General features: G+C 47.7%; 14 protein-coding genes and 1 pseudogene. 8 read left to right on the top strand and 7 right to left on the bottom strand.

The features are described 5' to 3' along the window. Positions 1–340: 340 nt before the first annotated feature. A complete protein-coding gene (locus NFHSH190041_RS06960; RefSeq protein ID WP_261924533.1) occupies positions 341–1,048 on the top strand; it encodes a helix-turn-helix domain-containing protein in 708 nt (235 codons plus the stop codon). 71 nt (positions 1,049–1,119) lie between these two features. Here NFHSH190041_RS06960 and NFHSH190041_RS06955 read toward each other — a convergent pair whose 3' ends face one another. Beyond that, positions 1,120–3,327, bottom strand: a complete 2,208-nt coding sequence (locus NFHSH190041_RS06955; RefSeq protein ID WP_261925074.1) for a heavy metal translocating P-type ATPase — start codon at positions 3,325–3,327, stop codon at positions 1,120–1,122. A 132-nt stretch (positions 3,328–3,459) separates the two neighbouring features. Continuing rightward, a pseudogene (locus tag NFHSH190041_RS19725) lies at positions 3,460–4,077 on the bottom strand (heavy-metal-associated domain-containing protein); the annotation flags it as partial. Between the two features lie 484 nt (positions 4,078–4,561). Here NFHSH190041_RS19725 and cueR point away from each other — a divergent pair. From cueR to xthA, 4 genes are all read left to right on the top strand, one after another. After that, the gene (cueR, locus tag NFHSH190041_RS06945; protein ID WP_261924532.1) at positions 4,562–4,963 is read left to right on the top strand and encodes a Cu(I)-responsive transcriptional regulator; all 402 of its coding nucleotides are present in this window, start codon (positions 4,562–4,564) and stop codon (positions 4,961–4,963) included. A gap of 315 nt (positions 4,964–5,278) precedes the next feature. Then, on the top strand, positions 5,279–5,824 hold the full coding sequence (locus NFHSH190041_RS06940) for a septation protein A (RefSeq protein ID WP_261924531.1): 546 nt from the start codon (positions 5,279–5,281) through the stop codon (positions 5,822–5,824). Next, a complete protein-coding gene (locus tag NFHSH190041_RS06935; protein WP_261924530.1) occupies positions 5,824–6,123 on the top strand; it encodes a YciI family protein in 300 nt (99 codons plus the stop codon). Before NFHSH190041_RS06940 ends, NFHSH190041_RS06935 begins: the two co-directional genes overlap by 1 nt. Positions 6,124–6,135: 12 nt before the next feature. After that, positions 6,136–6,942, top strand: a complete 807-nt coding sequence (gene xthA, locus NFHSH190041_RS06930) for an exodeoxyribonuclease III (protein ID WP_261924529.1) — start codon at positions 6,136–6,138, stop codon at positions 6,940–6,942. A 99-nt stretch (positions 6,943–7,041) separates the two neighbouring features. Here the strand turns inward: xthA and NFHSH190041_RS06925 are convergent, their stop codons facing one another. Next, a complete protein-coding gene (locus NFHSH190041_RS06925) occupies positions 7,042–7,686 on the bottom strand; it encodes an MBL fold metallo-hydrolase (RefSeq protein ID WP_261924528.1) in 645 nt (214 codons plus the stop codon). A gap of 284 nt (positions 7,687–7,970) precedes the next feature. Here NFHSH190041_RS06925 and NFHSH190041_RS06920 point away from each other — a divergent pair, with 284 nt between their 5' ends. Both NFHSH190041_RS06920 and NFHSH190041_RS06915 read left to right on the top strand, forming a co-directional pair. Further along, positions 7,971–8,978 carry an ABC transporter substrate-binding protein gene (locus tag NFHSH190041_RS06920; protein WP_261924527.1) on the top strand — a complete coding sequence of 336 codons (1,008 nt, stop codon included), beginning with the start codon at positions 7,971–7,973 and terminating at the stop codon, positions 8,976–8,978. Positions 8,979–8,981: 3 nt separating this feature from the next. After that, entirely contained in the window at positions 8,982–10,286 is a 1,305-nt protein-coding gene (locus NFHSH190041_RS06915) for a sensor domain-containing diguanylate cyclase (RefSeq protein WP_261924526.1), read from the top strand. 118 nt (positions 10,287–10,404) lie between these two features. On the opposite strand, the gene NFHSH190041_RS06910 is transcribed toward NFHSH190041_RS06915, so the two are convergent. The 3 genes from NFHSH190041_RS06910 to NFHSH190041_RS06900 are packed head-to-tail and all read right to left on the bottom strand — an operon-like array spanning position 10,405 to position 14,056. Further along, a complete protein-coding gene (locus NFHSH190041_RS06910) occupies positions 10,405–10,785 on the bottom strand; it encodes a cytochrome c3 family protein (RefSeq protein ID WP_261924525.1) in 381 nt (126 codons plus the stop codon). A 44-nt stretch (positions 10,786–10,829) separates the two neighbouring features. Beyond that, positions 10,830–12,476, bottom strand: coding sequence for a histidine ammonia-lyase (hutH, locus tag NFHSH190041_RS06905; RefSeq protein ID WP_410010855.1), 1,647 nt, complete (start codon positions 12,474–12,476; stop codon positions 10,830–10,832). 26 nt (positions 12,477–12,502) lie between these two features. Next, positions 12,503–14,056 (bottom strand): flavocytochrome c, encoded by a 1,554-nt coding sequence (locus NFHSH190041_RS06900; protein WP_261924524.1) that lies wholly within the window; start codon positions 14,054–14,056, stop codon positions 12,503–12,505. 167 nt (positions 14,057–14,223) lie between these two features. On the opposite strand from NFHSH190041_RS06900, the gene NFHSH190041_RS06895 reads away from it, so the two are divergent. After that, a complete protein-coding gene (locus NFHSH190041_RS06895) occupies positions 14,224–15,750 on the top strand; it encodes a sigma-54 interaction domain-containing protein (RefSeq protein WP_261924523.1) in 1,527 nt (508 codons plus the stop codon). Between the two features lie 269 nt (positions 15,751–16,019). Here NFHSH190041_RS06895 and NFHSH190041_RS06890 read toward each other — a convergent pair whose 3' ends face one another. Next, positions 16,020–18,065 carry a DNA topoisomerase III gene (locus NFHSH190041_RS06890; protein ID WP_261925072.1) on the bottom strand — a complete coding sequence of 682 codons (2,046 nt, stop codon included), beginning with the start codon at positions 18,063–18,065 and terminating at the stop codon, positions 16,020–16,022. Between the last annotated feature and the right edge of the window lie 106 nt (positions 18,066–18,171).

Genomic DNA, 18,171 nt, shown 5'->3' with positions numbered 1-18,171 from the left:
ATAAAACCCTCCACAAGAAGCGATTTATGGTTCTATATTACGCCCAAACTGACCGAGGTGCATAGGCATGTTATTTTATTATTTCCATATAAAATAAACAATAAAAACTATGATAAAAATGAGAATCAAATCTATAGCTACATCAGAGTCATTACTAAAATTATCTGTTTGTCTGTATAGTTACTTGAACTATCATCTTAACTTCTTCACAACAACCTCATCAATCGCGTAAAACTACGTGATAACAACTATAGGCTCATAAACCCATAGGAAAAACTTGCAAAAATGTCATTCCCGCACAAGGCTCTAGTCAGTGATAGCTAAAGCACAGGGAAAAAATATGCAATTAACCGGACAAAAAATTAAACAACTGAGGGAACAAAAAGGCTGGTCACAAGACCTGCTGGCACAAGAATCAGGTCTGTCACTGCGCACAATTCAACGTGTTGAAGTCAGTGACAAAGCTTCAAATGAATCAATGCAAGCTATCGCAGCCGCATTGCAGATAATGCCGGAACAACTCCAGCCGGCAGCAGTCGAAAGCAAACATGAACAACAGCTATTTCAATGGGCTAATAGCCGACTTCGCACCTCCAGTGCCATGCTTATCTTACTGGCCGCCAGCTTGCTATTGTTGGTTTATTTAGCATCAGATCTGCGTCACTATATCGATTTGCCGGTACTGATGTTTATGGGGGTATTGATTACCCTCACCATGATATTAAGTTATGGTCGACAGGGCGCCCTCGATACCCTCACCGCAATCAAATATCTATTTAATTCTCATCATCCCAGCGTCAACCAAGCCACTCAGATATGCCGTCGCAGTCAACATCTGATTCGCTATACCTACGCCAGTGCAGCGATTATTGCGCTCATCGGCCTGATTGCCGTTAGCATAGATGCGTCAGCTTTCACCCAGCAAGATCAATGGCGTACATTATTAAGTCAATCCATGCCAGTACTCTTGCTGCCATTTCTCTACGCGATGGTGCTCAATGAAACTTTGCTCCGACCACTGATATGCAAACTCAGCCAAAACAAGTAAGAACAGATATCTGTATCACTCAACGAGAAGTAACAAGCCGGCCTGAATTCACCTTCAGACCGGCTTGTTTATCAGTGTAGTTTAACTACTTTCAAGCGATTAGCATTGCTCACCACAGTCAGAGACGATAATGCCATCGCAGCCCCAGCAACAACGGGGCTGAGTAACATCCCAGTCAAAGGGAATAGTATCCCGGCAGCAACGGGGATCCCTAATGAGTTATAAATAAAGGCACCAAACAAATTCTGTTTGATGTTGCCCATTGTCGCACGAGACAAAGCTAAGGCATCTCCCAGCACAGTTAACTGGTGGGAAAGCAGTGTCATATCCGCACTTTCTATCGCCACTTCAGTCCCTGTCCCCATGGCAATCCCCACATTAGCACTGACCAATGCCGGGGTATCATTTATTCCATCGCCCACCATGGCAACAATCCGTCCCTGTTGCTGCAACGCCAAAATCTGCGCTTGTTTCTGATGCGGCAATACATTTGCGATCACCTCATCAATGCCAACCTGTTTCGCCACCGCAGCTGCGGTCTGGTTATTGTCACCGGTTAACATCACAACCCGGATATTACGCTTACGCAGCCGGGCAATGGCAGCTTTCGCATCGATTTTTACTGGATCACTGATGGCGACCATGGCCACAAGTTGTCCATCACAAGCTAAAAATACCGGTGTTTTGCCCGCATCAGCCCAGTCATCAGCACGGGTCATCGCTGCTAAACCAGTGATTTGTTGCTGCGCCATCAGCGCGCGATTACCCGCAACCCAACCTTGACCATTTATGCGCCCGGTTATCCCCATCCCCTGATGATTCTGAAAAAACTCCGGCTCAGTAAACACAGCATGCACAGTTTTAGCTCGCGCAACCATCGCGGCAGCCAATGGATGTTCAGAGTGCTGCTCTAAAGAGCCCAGCGCACTGAGCAGTGTCATTTCACTTATTTCATCATCAAGCAATAAAATATCTGTCACCTGGGGTTTACCCTCGGTCACAGTGCCGGTTTTATCCAGCACGACAGTATCTACCGCAGCCGCGGTTTGCAGCGCCTCACCATTTTTCACTAAGATCCCCAATTGTGCTGCTCGTCCCACCGCCACCATAATTGACATCGGCGTTGCCAGCCCCAAAGCACAAGGACAGGCAATAATCAGCACACTGGTTAACACGACTAAGGCGTGGGATAACTGTGGCGCTGGCCCGGCCAAATACCAAATCAATGCTGCAATCAGCGCGATCAGCACCACCACAGGAACAAAGTAAGCGGCAATTTTATCCGTCAGACGGCCAATGGGCATTTTGGACGTTTGCGCCTGCTGCACCAGTTGAATAATCTTCGCCAAACGCGTATCCCGCGCCAGAGCGGTAACCTGATACACCAACGCACCATTGCCGTTAACTGTACCGGCGCTAAGGGGATCTCCGCTTTGTTTATGCACTGGCAGCGGCTCACCGGTTAGCATGGCTTCATCGAGAGTAGAACTCCCGTTAACAACAATACCATCCAGAGCAACTCTGTCCCCAGGTCTCAGTCTGAGCTTATCGCCCAGCTGCAACATGCTGATCTCCACCTCTTCATCCCCATGGGACGTTATCCGAATAGCGGTACTGGATTGCATCCCAATTAATTTTTGCACCGCTTCACTGGTTTTTCCCCGCGCCCGCAGTTCAAGGGCATGCCCCAGATTAATCAAGCCAAGAATCATCACACTGGCTTCAAAATACACATGGCGAGTACCGGCGGGAAACCACTGCGGCAGCAAAACGACTACCATGGAATACAGCCAAGCTGCAGATGTCCCGAGTACAATCAGGGTATCCATATTCGAACTGCCAACCTTCAATGCCCGCCACATTCCCTGATAGAAGTGTCGCCCGGTTGTCAGCATAACCAATGCCGTCAATACGCCAACAACGCCCCACCCCAACTGCTGTGACACAGAACTGACCATCATATCGCCACCGGCCAGCCCCCAAATCATTAAAGGCACTCCCAGCCCTAGCCCCAATGCGGCTTGCGCCATACGCTGACGATATTCATGTTGATCATTGAGCCGCTTTTGCTGCGCTGCCGCCTTAGCATCTTCCACCAACTCAGCCTGATAGCCGGCCTGGGCGATTAAATTAATCGCCGTTGCAGCATCAATACCACCACTGACCTGCACCTGCTTATCCGCCAGATTCACGACTGCTTGAGTTGCTCCGCCAGTAAATGCGCGTTCAATTTTTGCCACGCAAGAAGCACAGCTCATATCCGGCACATAAAATGTCATCAGCCCAGCATCATCAGCCCCCACAGATTGCACTTGCGATGCTAATTTCCCGTCAGCAGCAGGCTTAATTACCGTTGGAGGAGCCAAATCATTATCTCCATCACCAAACAGTTCCGCCGGGTAGCCTGCATCACGGAAAATACTCAATAACGCTGATAACGGCTGAGCTGAAACCACTTTAACCTGCTTTTGCTCCAGCAACACACTGACCTCGGTCGCGGCGACATCCGCAAATGCCGCTTCAATACTAGTTTGGCAGTGACCGCAACTCATATCAGGTACATTAAACCAATAAGTTTCCCGTGTTTGTTCACACGCCGGCTCTGCTTGCGCCTCACTAAGACCTTCATGTCCAAGCAAAGATGCGGGAAAGGCTGCGCCAGCAAATACTCCCAGTAAATCAGTCACGGCTTGATCTGAGCGAACACGTACCTGACGGTTAACTAAATCCACTTGGATCGCTGTATCCGCCATGCCAGCAAACGCCTGCTCAATTTTGGCTTTACAGTGACCACAGGACATATCCGGTACCGAAAACAGATATTGCTGCTGCGACTCAAAAGCATCATCACCATTATGTAGGCCATCAGCGACATCAAAGCCGTCCAACAACAAACGGATTTTAGCCTCACCCCGGCTGATGTTGCCGCTGAGCCACAACTGTTTACCGGCCACATCCGTGGTTGCCGTCACATCATCAAGTGACTCAAATAAAGCGCGAATTTTTTTCGCACAACTGCCACAACGCATATTGGCAATCACAAAATGCAGCGGTGCATTGACTCGGCATAATGGTGCATCAGGTGGAAAGACACTCTCCCCCACAACAGCATGAGCCTCTCCTTTCCCCATTGTCTCAGTCGCTAATTCGGGCAATTGTTGCGCATCAAACCCGGCTTGCGCCAATAATGCCAGCACCTGCTCTGCGGATAACTCGCCCTGATAACTAAACGCTTTATCAGCCAGGGAAAAATCTAATTTGCTAGCGGGGTTATCACTCAACAGCGCCGTTATTTTGCGCACACACTTGCCACAGTTCATATTGGCAACCGCAAAGTTTAGCTTGGCCATAAATTTGCTCCCCATAAAAAAGCATCAAAAGGAATACCAACATGGCCATGTGCACACTTTCCACGACAGCGGAAATCGGCCATTGAGTTGATTTAGTCATCAGGGTAAAGTCTCCAGTTACTGGAGAGTCAAGCCAGTTGTCACAATGAAAGAGGAAAGTGTGATGAAAATTGGAGAAGTGGCCCGCCGCACAGGTTTAACAGTAAAAAGTATTCGCTATTACCATGATATTGGCCTAGTCGTTGCGCACCGCAGTCACAGTGGTTACCGGGTTTATCGGGAGCAAGACGTGGAAGCTCTGCTATTTGTGCACCATTGTCGGGAGCTGGGATTTTCACTGGATGATTGTCAGGCGCTACTATCACTTAAACACGACAGCGCCAGAAGTGCCGCTGAGGTCAAACGGCTGGCCAGTGAACATTTACAAGAAATTGAAGCTAAAATTGCGCGGTTGCGGGCATTGCATCAAGAGCTGAAAACATGGGTGGATGAATGCCAAGGAGATGAGTCCAGCCACTGTCCCATCATCCATGGTTTAGCACAAAACTGTTGCCGTAAAGCCTAACCCGGATTCAGTTCATCCATTGCTATATCCCAAGCACGAGTCCTTATGCAGACAAGCAGGCAAAATCAGTCTGATAGAAGCGCATCAGCGATATCAAATAGCCTGACGATAACCGGGTTTCATCCCATACAGGCTGGAGAAAAGGGCGCAAATAACGCTGAGTAACACGGGAGCAAATACCACGCAGCGGCCTATGGCCTCCTAGGCTGCACATTAATGCACTTCATTGCTATTGGTTTCTCGACGACTTTTTTCCGGCTGATAGGGCATGCTACACTCAGGCTCCTTTATTTTCCCCGGTCTAACAAAACTGCTATGAAACAACTGCTGGATTTCCTGCCCCTGGTTATCTTTTTTGCCGTGTATAAATTCTTTGATATCTATGTTGCCAGTGGAGCGTTAATTGCCGCTACCGCCCTGCAACTTATCGTGCTCTATGCCCTGTATCGTACCGTAGAAAAAATGCACCTGATCACCTTTGCCCTAGTAGCAGTATTTAGCACCCTGACACTAGTGTTCCACGATGATGCGTTTATTAAGTGGAAAGTGACCATTGTCTACGCTCTATTTGCCGCAGCGCTAGCAGCAGGACAATGGTTCAATAAGCCGATTTTAAAAAATATGCTCGGTAAAGAGATGAAAGTCAGCGATACCATCTGGGCTAGGGTCACTTGGTATTGGGCTGCTTTCTTTATCGCCTGTGGTCTAGCCAATATTTACATCGCATTTAGCCTGTCCCAGGAAACCTGGGTCAATTTCAAGGTGTTCGGTCTGACCGCTCTGACCTTAATCAATACTATTGCAACGGTATTTTATCTGTATAAACATTTACCGGAAGAACAGCGTAAGGAATTGAAATAATGTGGTATATGATCTCATCACAAGATGTTGAAAACAGCCTAAGCCAACGTCTTGCCGCCCGTCCCGCCCATTTAGCCCGCTTGCAACAACTGGCAGATGAAGGCCGTTTGTTACTGGCAGGTCCACATCCAGCCATTGACAGTGAAGATCCCGGTGAAGCTGGTTTTAGTGGTTCTTTGGTGGTCGCAGAGTTTGAATCACTCACAGCTGCCCAACAGTGGGCGGATGCCGACCCGTATGTCGCAGCAGGGGTTTATCAGCAAGTTTGTGTTAAACCCTTTAAACGGGTACTGCCATAATCGGAGGCTAATTTGAAAATCGTTTCATTTAATATTAATGGCCTGCGTGCTCGTCTGCACCAGCTGCAAGCCCTTATCGATACACTGGATCCCGACATTATTGGCCTGCAAGAAACCAAAGTGCACGATGAAGCCTTTCCATTGGCCGAAGTCGAGGCCATGGGATATCAGGTACATTATCATGGCGGCAAAGCTCACTATGGTGTGGCCATGCTGTCAAAAATGTCGCCCCTGAGTATCCAAAAAGGGTTTCCTACCGACGCTGAAGATGCTCAGCGCCGCATGATTATCGGCCAGTTCACTCAGGAAAATGGCCGACGCCTAACCGTGTTCAACGGTTATTTCCCACAAGGGGAAAATATCAGCCATGAAACCAAATACCCAGCCAAGCGCCGTTTTTATCAGGATTTGATGCAATATCTTAATCAGCATCACCAAGCCGATGAAGATATTGTGGTGATGGGAGATATCAATATTTCACCACTGGATTTGGATATTGGTATCGGTGAAACCAATGCCAAACGTTGGTTAAAAACCGGCAAATGCAGTTTCCAACCAGAAGAACGTCAGTGGCTTGCAACCCTGATGCAATGGGGATTTACCGATACTTTCCGTCAGATTTATCCAACTGTCAGTGACCGTTTCTCTTGGTTTGACTACCGCAGTAAAGGCTTTGATGATAATCGCGGCCTGCGCATCGATGTGATCCTAGCGACCAAGGCTTTAGCAGAGCGCACTCAGGATGCCGGGATTGACTATGCCCTGCGCGGCATTGAAAAACCCTCCGACCACGCGCCAATATGGACCCAGTTTAAATAACTACCGATAGATAATCATCACCGATTACATTGGATAATAAAAAAGCGCCAGTTGGCGCTTTTTTATTATCCAGATACTGTGCCAGATGCGTATAAACCGTTATTCAAATAACTGATCCGCCACAAATGGGTTGTGCTTACGCTCCTCGCCAAAAGTCGAGCCCGGACCATGACCCGGAATAAAGGCAACATCAGTGCCTAGTGGCCATAGCTTAGTCGTAATCGCATTAAGTAACTGCCCATGGTTAGAGCCAGGAAAATCAGTCCGGCCGATAGAGCCGCGGAACAACACATCGCCTACCCAAGCCATATTGGCATCTTGGTTAAAAAACACAATGTGCCCGGGGGTATGACCTGGACAATGCAGTACTTGCAAACGGATATCCCCGACAGCCACTTCATCACCATCCTGTAGATAATGATCTGGCACAAAGGCCTCACAAGGGGGGAAGCCAAAGCTTTGGCATTGATGCGGCAAATCATCGAGCAAGAACTGATCGCCTTCATGGGGACCAATAATCTCAACACCATAATGGTGAGCCAGCTGCTTCGCGGCACCAACATGATCCAAATGGCCATGGGTCAACAACACCTTATCCACTGTCACCCCATGACGCTCAACCGCTTCAATAATGCGCTCAAGATTGCCACCGGGATCCACCACCGCGGCTTTATTGGTATTTTCACACCACATTAGGGTGCAGTTTTGCTGATAGGGTGTTACCGGAATAATTACGTATTTCATGCTTTCTGACTCTTAGCTAACACTGGAGCCAAGATTACGCTATTTTGCGGCTATGGAGCCAGTGTCAAAACAGATAAATTATACCGCATTAAAACCACTCACTAATTAAGCATAAACCGCCAGCCAAGTGTAAATTTACAGCTAATTTATCTACCCATTCGAAGCGCTAGGTGACAAATCACCGACGATAAAATGTAAATTGTTGGATATAAAGCAAAAATTAGAAATTTCCACCACCAGCGTCTAGGCTTTATATATTCTTGAGCATATCACCGGCTCTGATTATGCACCTGTTTAAACGACATTTTCCGCTGGCACGCCACTCAGCGCTATTGGCAGTTATTGCTATCCTAACGACACTTGCCCTGCTATTAGTGATGATTCTGCGCCCTTATCGTCCCCCTCGACCACTGGTGATTGCCGTTGCGCCCAGTCCATTATCCAGCCCGGTTTTACTTGCCAAACAACTGGGATATTTTGACCAACTGGGGCTTGCCGTAGAACTGAACTTCTGTCAACACAGCGAACAATGTTTTGATGTACTGCAAAACAAGCAAGCAGACTTGACCACGGCCACCACCACGGCCTTAGTTATGCACCGTCAGCACTTAGATAATGTGACCATCTTTGCCAGCTTTGCCCAGTCAGATAATGATATTAAGCTGATCACCCGCCAACCGCTTTACCGTCCGGCACAACTGCAAAAGCAAATTGTTGGATTAACCCGCCACAGTGCCAGCGAATACTTTTTTGATACCTTGATGCAGTTAAGCGGTAATCCGGCCAGCCAGATAACCAAACGTTATTATTCACCACAAGCGTTAAAACAAGCATTACTGCAACACGAAGTCGAGTTAGTGGCACTCCCTGAGCCTGGTGGCTATACCCTGCTCAGTGAAGTTACTGGCAGTCGCCAGTTTGATACCCGAGGACTATTTTTTGCCACAGTCAATCTGATCGGACTGCCTGTCAGTCACGCCAGGCAATTAGATGATATTCAGGCCGTTATCTCCGCACTAGATAAAGCCAACCACTATATTGTTACCAAGCCGGAAGATGCGAAATCTCGCGTAGCACAGACTCTAGCCATCCCCCCGGCACAGTTAGAATGGATTTGGCATGATTACCGCTTTGCTTTATCCCTTGGCAACCCACTGCTTTCTAGCTTACATCATCAAGCACAGTGGGCTGTCAAAGCCGGTGTACTCCCCCAGAATGAAGTGCCTGATTATCGAGAAATTGTCGACCCCAGACCCCTGCGCCGGTTTCGCCGCCAGCAACAGATGAATTAAGCTATGAAACTTGCCCATCACTTGTTACTACAAGTTTTTCTCGGATTACTGCTGACATTAAGCTTGGTGTTTGCCCTGCAAGCCTTAAATAGCAGACAACACTATGCATTAGAGCGGCTTGCCCATATTACCCGATTAGAGCAGCAACTCGATATGCTCCGCGCTCAGCTCTGGCGTCTGCAGCAATATAGCGATCATCAGGCGCTCGAAAATATGCGGACTGAACAGCGCAGTTTTAATCATCTCCTCACCCAAACCCGTACCGATACCGCCAGACAAGTGCAATTATTACGTATATTACTGCAAACCAATGCAGGGCTGGGCCGACTACTGGATCTTACCGACAGCACCATCAGCCGTGATCGCCACGATGCAGCCACGGGGATCAGTATGCAGCTCTCTCACTACAGCATGGCATTTCAAACCATGACTGAAACCCTGTTTCAATTGCAACACAGACAAATTGCCGCCAGTCGCAATCAGCAACAAGGCTATCTGTATTTTAAAGGGGCGGCACTGTTGACCTTTACCTTGCTGCTGTTAGGGTCTGCGGCATTCACCTACCACAGATTTAAGCGCAATCTGACCCTGCTCAATCACGGCATTACGGCTCTAGGAAAGGGCGATCTCAGCAGCAAGCTTACCCTGCCCCACAAAGATGAACTCTGGCATCTGGCAGGAGCCTTTAATCAAATGAAACACTCACTTGAACACACCACCATACAAAAGGATCAACTCTCGTTTGCTGTTGCGCAACAAACCCAGCAACTACAACAACAGCAGGACAAACTCAGGTATCTGGCAGAACATGATGACCTTACTGGCCTGTATAGCCGCAGTGCTTTTAATCGGCTGCTGGATACAGCACTCAAACGTAGCGAGCGGCAACACGCTCAGTTAGCGGTAATCTTCATTGATTTGGATAAATTTAAACAGATTAATGACAGCTATGGGCACGGTGCCGGCGATGCTGTACTCGTTGAGTTCAGCGAACGATTGCGTCAGTTACTGCGCAAATCTGACATTATCGCTCGCTTTGGTGGTGATGAATTTGTGTTGTTGCTAGAGCCGGTGACAAGCCGTAGCAAACTCAACATCATCGCGCAAAAGCTACTGCAATGTGCTGAGCAACCAGTCAATTATAAAGGACTCTCTTTGACATTACACTTGAGTCTAGGGATTAGCTTGTATCCGCAAGACGGCCACAGTGCTGAAGAGCTACTGCTCAATGCCGATGATGCCATGTACCAAGCCAAAGCCAAAGGCGGGAGCAACTGGGTATTTGCCAGTGAAGAGGCCAATAACTAGAATAACTCAGCAACCAGCATTACCGAAACGGAGAATACGGCTCTCACGGCCAAACAGATATAAAAAGCCGCAGACTGGCTGCAGCCTTAAAATTCCTCCATCAAGCACTCAAATAACGTTAGCGCTTCATATCCGGGTAAGTAAATTCATGGCACTGGTTACAATACACCTTGCTCTTCTTATGCTCTTGGTGGCAGTAAGTGCAAGGTAAATCGGTACCATAATGTAAACTGTCGTGCGGATTTGGCTCTACCGTATGTCCGGCATTAGCTGGGCGAACCGTCAAGGCTGCCACATCTGCTGGCGTACCATGACAAGACTCACAGGCAGCGGCATCAGGAATCGTTTTACGCTTGGCATTACCATGGCAAACACTGCACTCGACCTTGCCATTGTCCCCTGTCATAACTTCTTTGTGATAATCCTTGATATTCATGGCATTAGCCGCAACAGGCAACAACACCAATACCAGTAATACTGCCGTTATTTTTTTTAACATAATGATTGCGTTCCGAAATGGGGCAGCCACCTGCCCCAACTGAATTAATACTGCTCAATAAATTGAGTCGCAGCCTGGATATCTGGTGTATATGGACGATCCAGCTTCACAAATGGCACCTGCTTGCGGAAGGACTGATACATGGCCTGAGTGGTTTTACCCAGTTTCAGTTTTGGATCAGCCAGCAGACGAAGATCAATCGCTTGAGTAGAGTGCATCAACTCCAAACCATAAATGGTATTGGTGTTAGCAACGATTTGATTCAGGTTATCAGCAGCCAGCTTCAAGTTAGTGAAGGTGTCTTCAATGTTGCCAGCAATAGCAATACCATCGAAAGAAACAGGCTGCGCCAGCATCTTGTTACGCACCTGCATATCCACAAATACTTTCTGAATCGCACCAAACGCATGACCATGGTTTTCAGGGCCAGCGAGGAAACGAGACAGCTTAGTGAAATGGCTATCAGACAAGTGGATAGTCCGCTGCACTGCGTTATGAGATACCTGCGTCAGAGCAATATTCAGGCTTTGAACCGCCAATGCCACAGGCAAAGGTTCAAAGTTCGTGGTTGGGAATACGCCACCTTTGCCTTCAACCATATACTGAGCCACCTGGGAGTATTGGGTGTAATCTTTAGACGCACCTAATACTACTGCAGGGTTATCATCTGAATGGTTAATCTGGATATCAATCATCTGCCCCAAATCAACCAGTGCTTTTTCTGCCCCAGCCAGGGTGTAGCCGGTAGTCCGGTAGCTCAGCGGATCCTGTAATGGACGGTCTTTATTGGCCTTCCATAAATAACTGCCCGACAACACATGACGGATATCACCGGCAACTTCACCGATATATGGGAATGGGCGGATATCATTGGTTTGTGGTAAAAATGGCGCAACGTTACCGTTCAACCCTTCCAAACTTAAACCAAATACGGTTGGTGACACAGACAACAGGTGTTTAGCGCCGCGATATCCCTGCATAGCGTACGCCACAGCAACCGAGTTATTCGATAAAATAGATAAAGCATCTTTACCAATAGGGTGCAATGGCATAATGCCAGCCTCTTTCATCGCCTTGGTACTGCTTACCCGCTTGCCTTTGTAGAACACATCCCATTCACCGATCATAGCTAAACCGACATGGGATGACAGCAAAATATCCGCTTCACCGACAGTGCCCAATGATGGAATCACCGGCGTCAGACCTTTATTCAGATATTCCCTATAAAGCTCGGCAACAACCGGTTGTACCCCGGTCTGACCGGACAAAATAGTATTAAGGCGAACCGCGAGCGCCAGACGAGTCAGACGTACGGGCATGGGCTCACCCACCCCGGCGCTATGCGCACGCAACGTGCTGTAGTTAAAGCTGCGAGAAGCTTTGAGTACTGCATCACTGAGTTTGCCATCAGCATCAAACAATTTGTGGTCTTTATTGAGCCCCACCCCAACCGTCAAGCCGTAAACCGGCTTACCAAATTTAGCCGACTCCATCAGCAGCTCATGTGCTTTTTCTAAGCGAGTCATTGCTTTATCTGCAATTTTGACTTCAGCGCCATCAGCAATGGCCCAGGCCTGATCCTGTGTCATATGACGACCATCAAGCATGACAGATTCCATCGCCAGCGCACTACCAGACATCATTGCCAAAGCCAGGCCAGCAAACACAATTTTTGAGTTATTATTCATCATTCTTTATTCTCTTTCTGACGGAGTTATTAAGCTAAAATCAATCGGATACTTTCACTGGCGGCACAAACCCGCCCGGCATTACGGCCTGTCACCACACCTTCAGCCACAGCACAGGCGCCAAGGCGGCTGGCACCATGTACCCCCCCCGTTGCTTCACCTGCGGCATAAAGACCTGGAATCGGCTCATTAGTCACCAGATGCAATACTTCCGACCGGGTATTCACTTTTACTCCCCCCATGCAATAGTGCACTTTTGGCCACATACGCACGGCATACCAAGGGCCTTGTTCAAGTACAATGGCTTCCTGCATAGGACGTCCAAACTCTTTATCTTCACCAGATTTAACCGCATCATTCCAACGCGCCACCTGGGCTTGAAGCTTGTCAGCCGGCATGCCGTAAAGTTTGGCAAGTTGCTCTAAGGTGTCAGCCTTCTTAATCACGTTGTACTTCATTCCCCAAGCCAATGTCTGGGCTTTGGCTGCGCCTTCGGCATTGGTAAAACCAACGGGATATACGGGGTGATGCTGTTCATCTCGGCGGGTCATAATGGCGTCAGCACGGGCTTTTCGGTCGGCTAACTCATTGAAGAAACGCTCACCAGTGCGCACATCCACTACGATGCCATGGGGATAGGTGGCAATGGTGTTAAATTGGGATGCGGTGCCAAATCCCTTCTCATCGGGCGATGCCCAAGGGCCGAGCTGAATTTGATCAAGATGGATAGGGTTAGCACCAATCAGCATCATCTGCTTTAGCGCTTCGGAAGTCGCACCAGGATGGTTAGTGGAATCCAGATCTGAATTAAGCTGAGGCAATTGCATCATGCGATATTCAATATCCCGACTAAAGCCACCGGTCGCCATAATGATCCCTTTACGGGCACCATAAGTGCGTAACTGCCCAGTTTTTTCTCTGGGGAAATAGTAGTTTTCCCGCACCTGAAGCCCAATAACCCGGCCATTGTCATCCTGAATAAATGACTCCATTTTGACCTGATTACGCATATCAATGCCTTTGCCGCGGGCGGCTTTGATCAAAGGCCGAATAATGCCGGCACCAGAACTTTCCACTGTCTGCAGTACACGCTGAATAGAGTGACCACCGAAATGCTGCACAAACGGCTTCCACTTCACACCATAATCCATCAGCCAAGCACAGGACTCAGCAGTGCCATTACAGACCAGCTTAAGCATCTCAACATCATTCATGCCGCGACCCGCTTTAAGCATATCGCTGACCATGACATCTACGTTGTCTTTAATTCCAGCCTCTTTTTGCAGCGGACTGCCAGCCACCGCCATTGCGCCACCATTAATGGTGGAGTTACCGCCAAATACCGGCATTTTGTCAATTACCATCACATTGGCACCGGCTTCCCGGGCCTGAAGCGCTGCTGACATACCAGCAAAGCCGCTGCCCACAACGATTACATCGGCTACTTCATCAAATACCTGCGGCGCTGCCTTTTCTGCAGCTACCGCCGATACAGAGGTAATACCGAAACCCGTTGCAGCCATTGCCACACTACCCTTAAGCAGGGCTCGGCGGCTTTGACTGATCTGTTGTTTCTCTGTCATCAGTGACATTCCTTTCTATAGGGAGCATTTTGTTTGGCACAATGGAGCGAATACCGTGCCAACTACCTAAAAATAGAGGTATTAACCAAAATTTATGATTAGCAACACACTAGTGCGAAATGTAACGGTTTAAAATCACGATATTTCGTGAGCAGAGTGATATATCAATGGAGAAACACAGCTATTTTGAAGCGACCCAGCGTCTGTGTACCAGCTTGCAATTAGAACAATCCTTGGCTAGTTATTTTGAATATATTCAGCTGCATTTACCCGTGGACGGGATTTTTATCAATATTTTTCAACCAGAAAGAAAGCAAATCCAATTTATTGCCCACGTTAATCATCAGCAGTCATCGACACTGGATCAGTGTGTTTTCCTCACAGATGAGATGTGTGCCACCCTAAATACCCCTGATCGACCAGTTATCCATATCATTAATGAAATATCATTGGATCCGGTCACAGAACATGTCGCCCCTAAAATTTTACCTAAAATCCAATCTGTGATTTTGTTAAGAATGCTCTGCGAAAATACTCACTTAGGAGTAGTTGGGTTTTATAGTAAACAGCCACGTATGTTCCGACCACGACATGCTGATTTTATTGAACCACACCGCCAACCATTAGCATTAATTACTGCGTTAAACCTACGCGGTCGTAACTGGTTAAATGCGAACTATCAGCTGTCCCAACAAAATGACTCACTAAAACGGACACTGGATAGTCAACATGGCGTAATAGGTGCTCATGCTGGATTAAAACAGGTCATGCAGCAGGTTCATACCATTGCCCACCTCGAGACATCAGTATTGCTCCTGGGTGAAACCGGTGTAGGTAAAGAAGTGATCGCCAATGCTATACACGCATTGTCAAACCAAGCCAGCCAGCCCTTTATCAAAGTCAACTGTGGTGCAATTCCTGACTCACTGTTGGATTCAGAATTATTTGGTTATGAAAAAGGGGCATTCACCGGTGCAGAGCAACGTAAAAAAGGCTATTTTGAACAAGCAAATGGTGGAACAATCTTTCTAGATGAAATTGGCGAGCTGCCTTTATATGCTCAGGTGAGATTACTGCGGGTATTACAAAATGGCACTATTACACGGGTGGGCGGACATGAAAGTATCCAACTTAATATTCGGGTTATTGCTGCCACCCATAGGGATCTGCAAGTCATGGTACAGCAAGGTGAATTCCGGCAAGATCTCTGGTATCGATTGGCGATTTTCCCGATTTGCATTCCACCATTACGACAACGGAAAAGTGATATTCCCTTATTAGTATGTCACGCATTAGAGCAATTAAGCACCAAATTCAATTTATCCCAATTACCTTGCATTGCCCCAGAGCAGCTTGACTCACTTAGTCAATACCATTGGCCGGGTAATGTTCGAGAATTACTCAATGTACTTGAACGAGCAGTGATCCAATCCCCCAATGGCCCCCTTAATTTTGATTTTCTTAACCCTATACAGCACACAATCAATGTCAGTCATCAGCCGAATATCATCATTGACCCTAGTCATGCCAATCATCAGCTGGTGCCATTAAATACCATGATGAGTCACTATATCCGCCATGCCCTGTGTCAATGTGGCGGTAAAATTTATGGTCCTGGTGGCGCGGCACAATTACTGGAAATCAACCCTAACACCCTACGCAGTAAAATGAAAAAATTGGGAATATGCCACTAATTAGTGGGCTGCTAACTTTTTCATGGTTAAATGTTATCTGAGATAAAGCGTTTTAATCACACCGAGTGGTTTGCCATCTAGTCATTCTAAGCAAGCACCGCTCAACAAAGCATAAGGCCGACCCCTTCAGCAGCGTTTGAGGCGCCTTTCTACTGCGCTATCGGCTTATCCGGTAGCGCAACTACATAGCAAAGCCTCTGTCTTGTATAACGCATCCTCAAATCGCTACAAAAACAAACTTGAAAAATCAAAAAAAACCTACCCAATTGTTAACTCTGGGGCTGCACTTTTTTACTTCGGCTACTAGGCTGACGCTTTTTCGTTCCACTGGCGGCTTTTCGGGATTTCGAGCCCCCGGAGCGTCGACCTTTTTTCACTGTAGCAATCGTCTTGACCCCGACTAAAGCTTGAGGAAGAGTATCAGCAGCTATCTGAAGCAACTGCTGTAAATTATCCAATAGCGGCATCATAAAATGCTGATATTTCATTTCTCGGCGACTAATGGCATTCAAGCTTTGCTCCCACAGCGCCGTCATATCCGGCGTCGTCGCAGGCTCAGGTAAACTATTGATCAATCCCCGACCAGCAGGCGTCGAAACAATGCTTTTGCCCTGACGGATTAAAAATCCACGTTTAAATAACAGCTCTATAATCCCTGCCCGGGTCGCTTCCGTCCCTAAACCATCAGTCTCTTTTAATGTTTTACGGATAGCGTCATCCTTAACAAAACGCCCAATCCCAGTCATAGCCGACAACAATGAAGCATCGGTGAATGTTTTCGGTGGCTGGGTTAACCTGTCAAGTCGCTCACCTCGCAGACAGTCGAGCATATCCCCTTTTTGCAATATAGGCAGATGACTTAACAATGGACTTTCAGTCTCTTCTGCCCCTTTTTCAGACTCACCGGACACCTTTGGCTCACCGTTACCCGATACAGATTTATCACTCCGCCCAATCTCAAACAACTGCTTCCACCCCAGCTTTTGTGTCACTTTCGCTTTAGCCGTAAAGATACCGCCAGCAATGGTTAAAGTGACTTTGGTTTCCTGATACAAGTGATGGGGGTAGAACTGTGCCAAATACTGTCTGGCAATATGACCGTAGAGCTTGGCTTCATCCCGACTAAGCTTATCCAAAGCCAACTGTCTGTCGGTTGGTACAATCGCATGGTGCGCATCAACTTTTGCATCATTCCAAGCAGCAGAGCGCAATGATGAGTTAGGAAAATCAATGCCTTCCGTCAGAGCCGGTATATTGGCCTGAATAGCGGTGATTACACTAGGTGCTAAATGGTGCTGCTCTTGCGGTAAATATCGGCTATCAGAGCGAGGATAAGTAATCAATTTATGTTTTTCATACAAACTCTGGCAGATATCCAGCACTGTTTTTGCTGAAAAACCAAATCGTTTGGCTGCGTCAATTTGTAGTGCTGACAAGGAATACGGTAGTGGCGGTGCCTGACGCCGGTCTTTACACTCAAGTGCCGTCACTTCTGCGCACTGTCCGGTGATGCGGCTAACCACATTATCCGCTAACCGCGCAGACAACACCCGCCCCTCCTCATCCATAAACCGCTGACAGGCTTCACTTGGCTGCCATCGCGCGGTAAAGGTTTCTCCAGCCAGCGTTTGTAGGTGTGCATCCACCAGATAAAAAGGCTTAGGCTCAAACGCCGCGATGGTTTCATCTCGCCGCACGACAAGACCCAACAGCGGTGTTTGTACCCGCCCCACAGACAATACGCCCTGATAACCAACCCGTCGGCCTTGCAGCGTAAAGGCCCGGGTCATATTCATGCCATAGAGCCAATCAGCCCGGCTCCGAGCCAATGCAGAAGTCGATAGAGGAACAAATTCCTGATTATCCCGCAACCCGGCTAACGCCCGTTTTACTGCCTGAGGATTAAGGTCACTAATGAGTAATCGTTTGGCCTGTTTTAACTTGGCCTGACTCACTTTCAAATAAGCCAGAACCTCATCCACCAATAACTGCCCCTCTCTATCAGGATCGCCCGCATGCACCAAGGTATCAGCCCTTTTCACCAGCTTGCGCAGCACGCTAAGCTGGCTGCGGCTCGATGACTTAGGCTGCAGTTGCCATTGCTCGGGAATAATGGGTAAATGCTCCGCCCGCCAAGCTTTGAATTTCTCATCATAGGCATCTGGCGGAGCCTGCTCTAACAAGTGACCAATACACCATGACACCAAGTCACCATTGCCGACTTCAATATAGCCATCGTGTTTTTTATGGGGTTTAGGCAGAACATCAGCAATCGCCCTACCTAAACTTGGCTTTTCAGCAATATAGAGAATCATGATAATGAGTATGGTACTGGATAAAATTACAGTATAATTTAGCTTATCCATTGGTAAGCTGCAAATAGGGAGCATCCCAAAGCAAATTTATGTCATTTAAGCTGGA

Source organism: Shewanella sp. NFH-SH190041, assembly GCF_024363255.1.
In the GTDB taxonomy this organism is placed as follows: Bacteria; Pseudomonadota; Gammaproteobacteria; order Enterobacterales; family Shewanellaceae; genus Shewanella.
The sequence above is the reverse complement of the archived record's forward strand: the minus strand, read 5'-3'. Positions and strand labels throughout refer to the sequence as shown.

What these genes read in the sequence shown, in the direction of transcription:
- NFHSH190041_RS06960 (WP_261924533.1), top strand. Translation starts at nt 341, where the DNA reads ATGCAATTAACCGGACAAAAAATTAAACAACTGAGGGAACAAAAAGGC.
- NFHSH190041_RS06955 (WP_261925074.1), bottom strand. Translation starts at nt 3,327, where the DNA reads ATGACATTTTATGTGCCGGATATGAGCTGTGCTTCTTGCGTGGCAAAA.
- cueR (WP_261924532.1), top strand. Translation starts at nt 4,562, where the DNA reads ATGAAAATTGGAGAAGTGGCCCGCCGCACAGGTTTAACAGTAAAAAGT.
- NFHSH190041_RS06940 (WP_261924531.1), top strand. Translation starts at nt 5,279, where the DNA reads ATGAAACAACTGCTGGATTTCCTGCCCCTGGTTATCTTTTTTGCCGTG.
- NFHSH190041_RS06935 (WP_261924530.1), top strand. Translation starts at nt 5,824, where the DNA reads ATGTGGTATATGATCTCATCACAAGATGTTGAAAACAGCCTAAGCCAA.
- NFHSH190041_RS06925 (WP_261924528.1), bottom strand. Translation starts at nt 7,686, where the DNA reads ATGAAATACGTAATTATTCCGGTAACACCCTATCAGCAAAACTGCACC.
- NFHSH190041_RS06920 (WP_261924527.1), top strand. Translation starts at nt 7,971, where the DNA reads ATGCACCTGTTTAAACGACATTTTCCGCTGGCACGCCACTCAGCGCTA.
- NFHSH190041_RS06915 (WP_261924526.1), top strand. Translation starts at nt 8,982, where the DNA reads ATGAAACTTGCCCATCACTTGTTACTACAAGTTTTTCTCGGATTACTG.
- NFHSH190041_RS06910 (WP_261924525.1), bottom strand. Translation starts at nt 10,785, where the DNA reads ATGTTAAAAAAAATAACGGCAGTATTACTGGTATTGGTGTTGTTGCCT.
- hutH (WP_410010855.1), bottom strand. Translation starts at nt 12,476, where the DNA reads ATGATGAATAATAACTCAAAAATTGTGTTTGCTGGCCTGGCTTTGGCA.
- NFHSH190041_RS06900 (WP_261924524.1), bottom strand. Translation starts at nt 14,056, where the DNA reads ATGACAGAGAAACAACAGATCAGTCAAAGCCGCCGAGCCCTGCTTAAG.
- NFHSH190041_RS06895 (WP_261924523.1), top strand. Translation starts at nt 14,224, where the DNA reads ATGGAGAAACACAGCTATTTTGAAGCGACCCAGCGTCTGTGTACCAGC.
- NFHSH190041_RS06890 (WP_261925072.1), bottom strand. Translation starts at nt 18,065, where the DNA reads ATGATTCTCTATATTGCTGAAAAGCCAAGTTTAGGTAGGGCGATTGCT.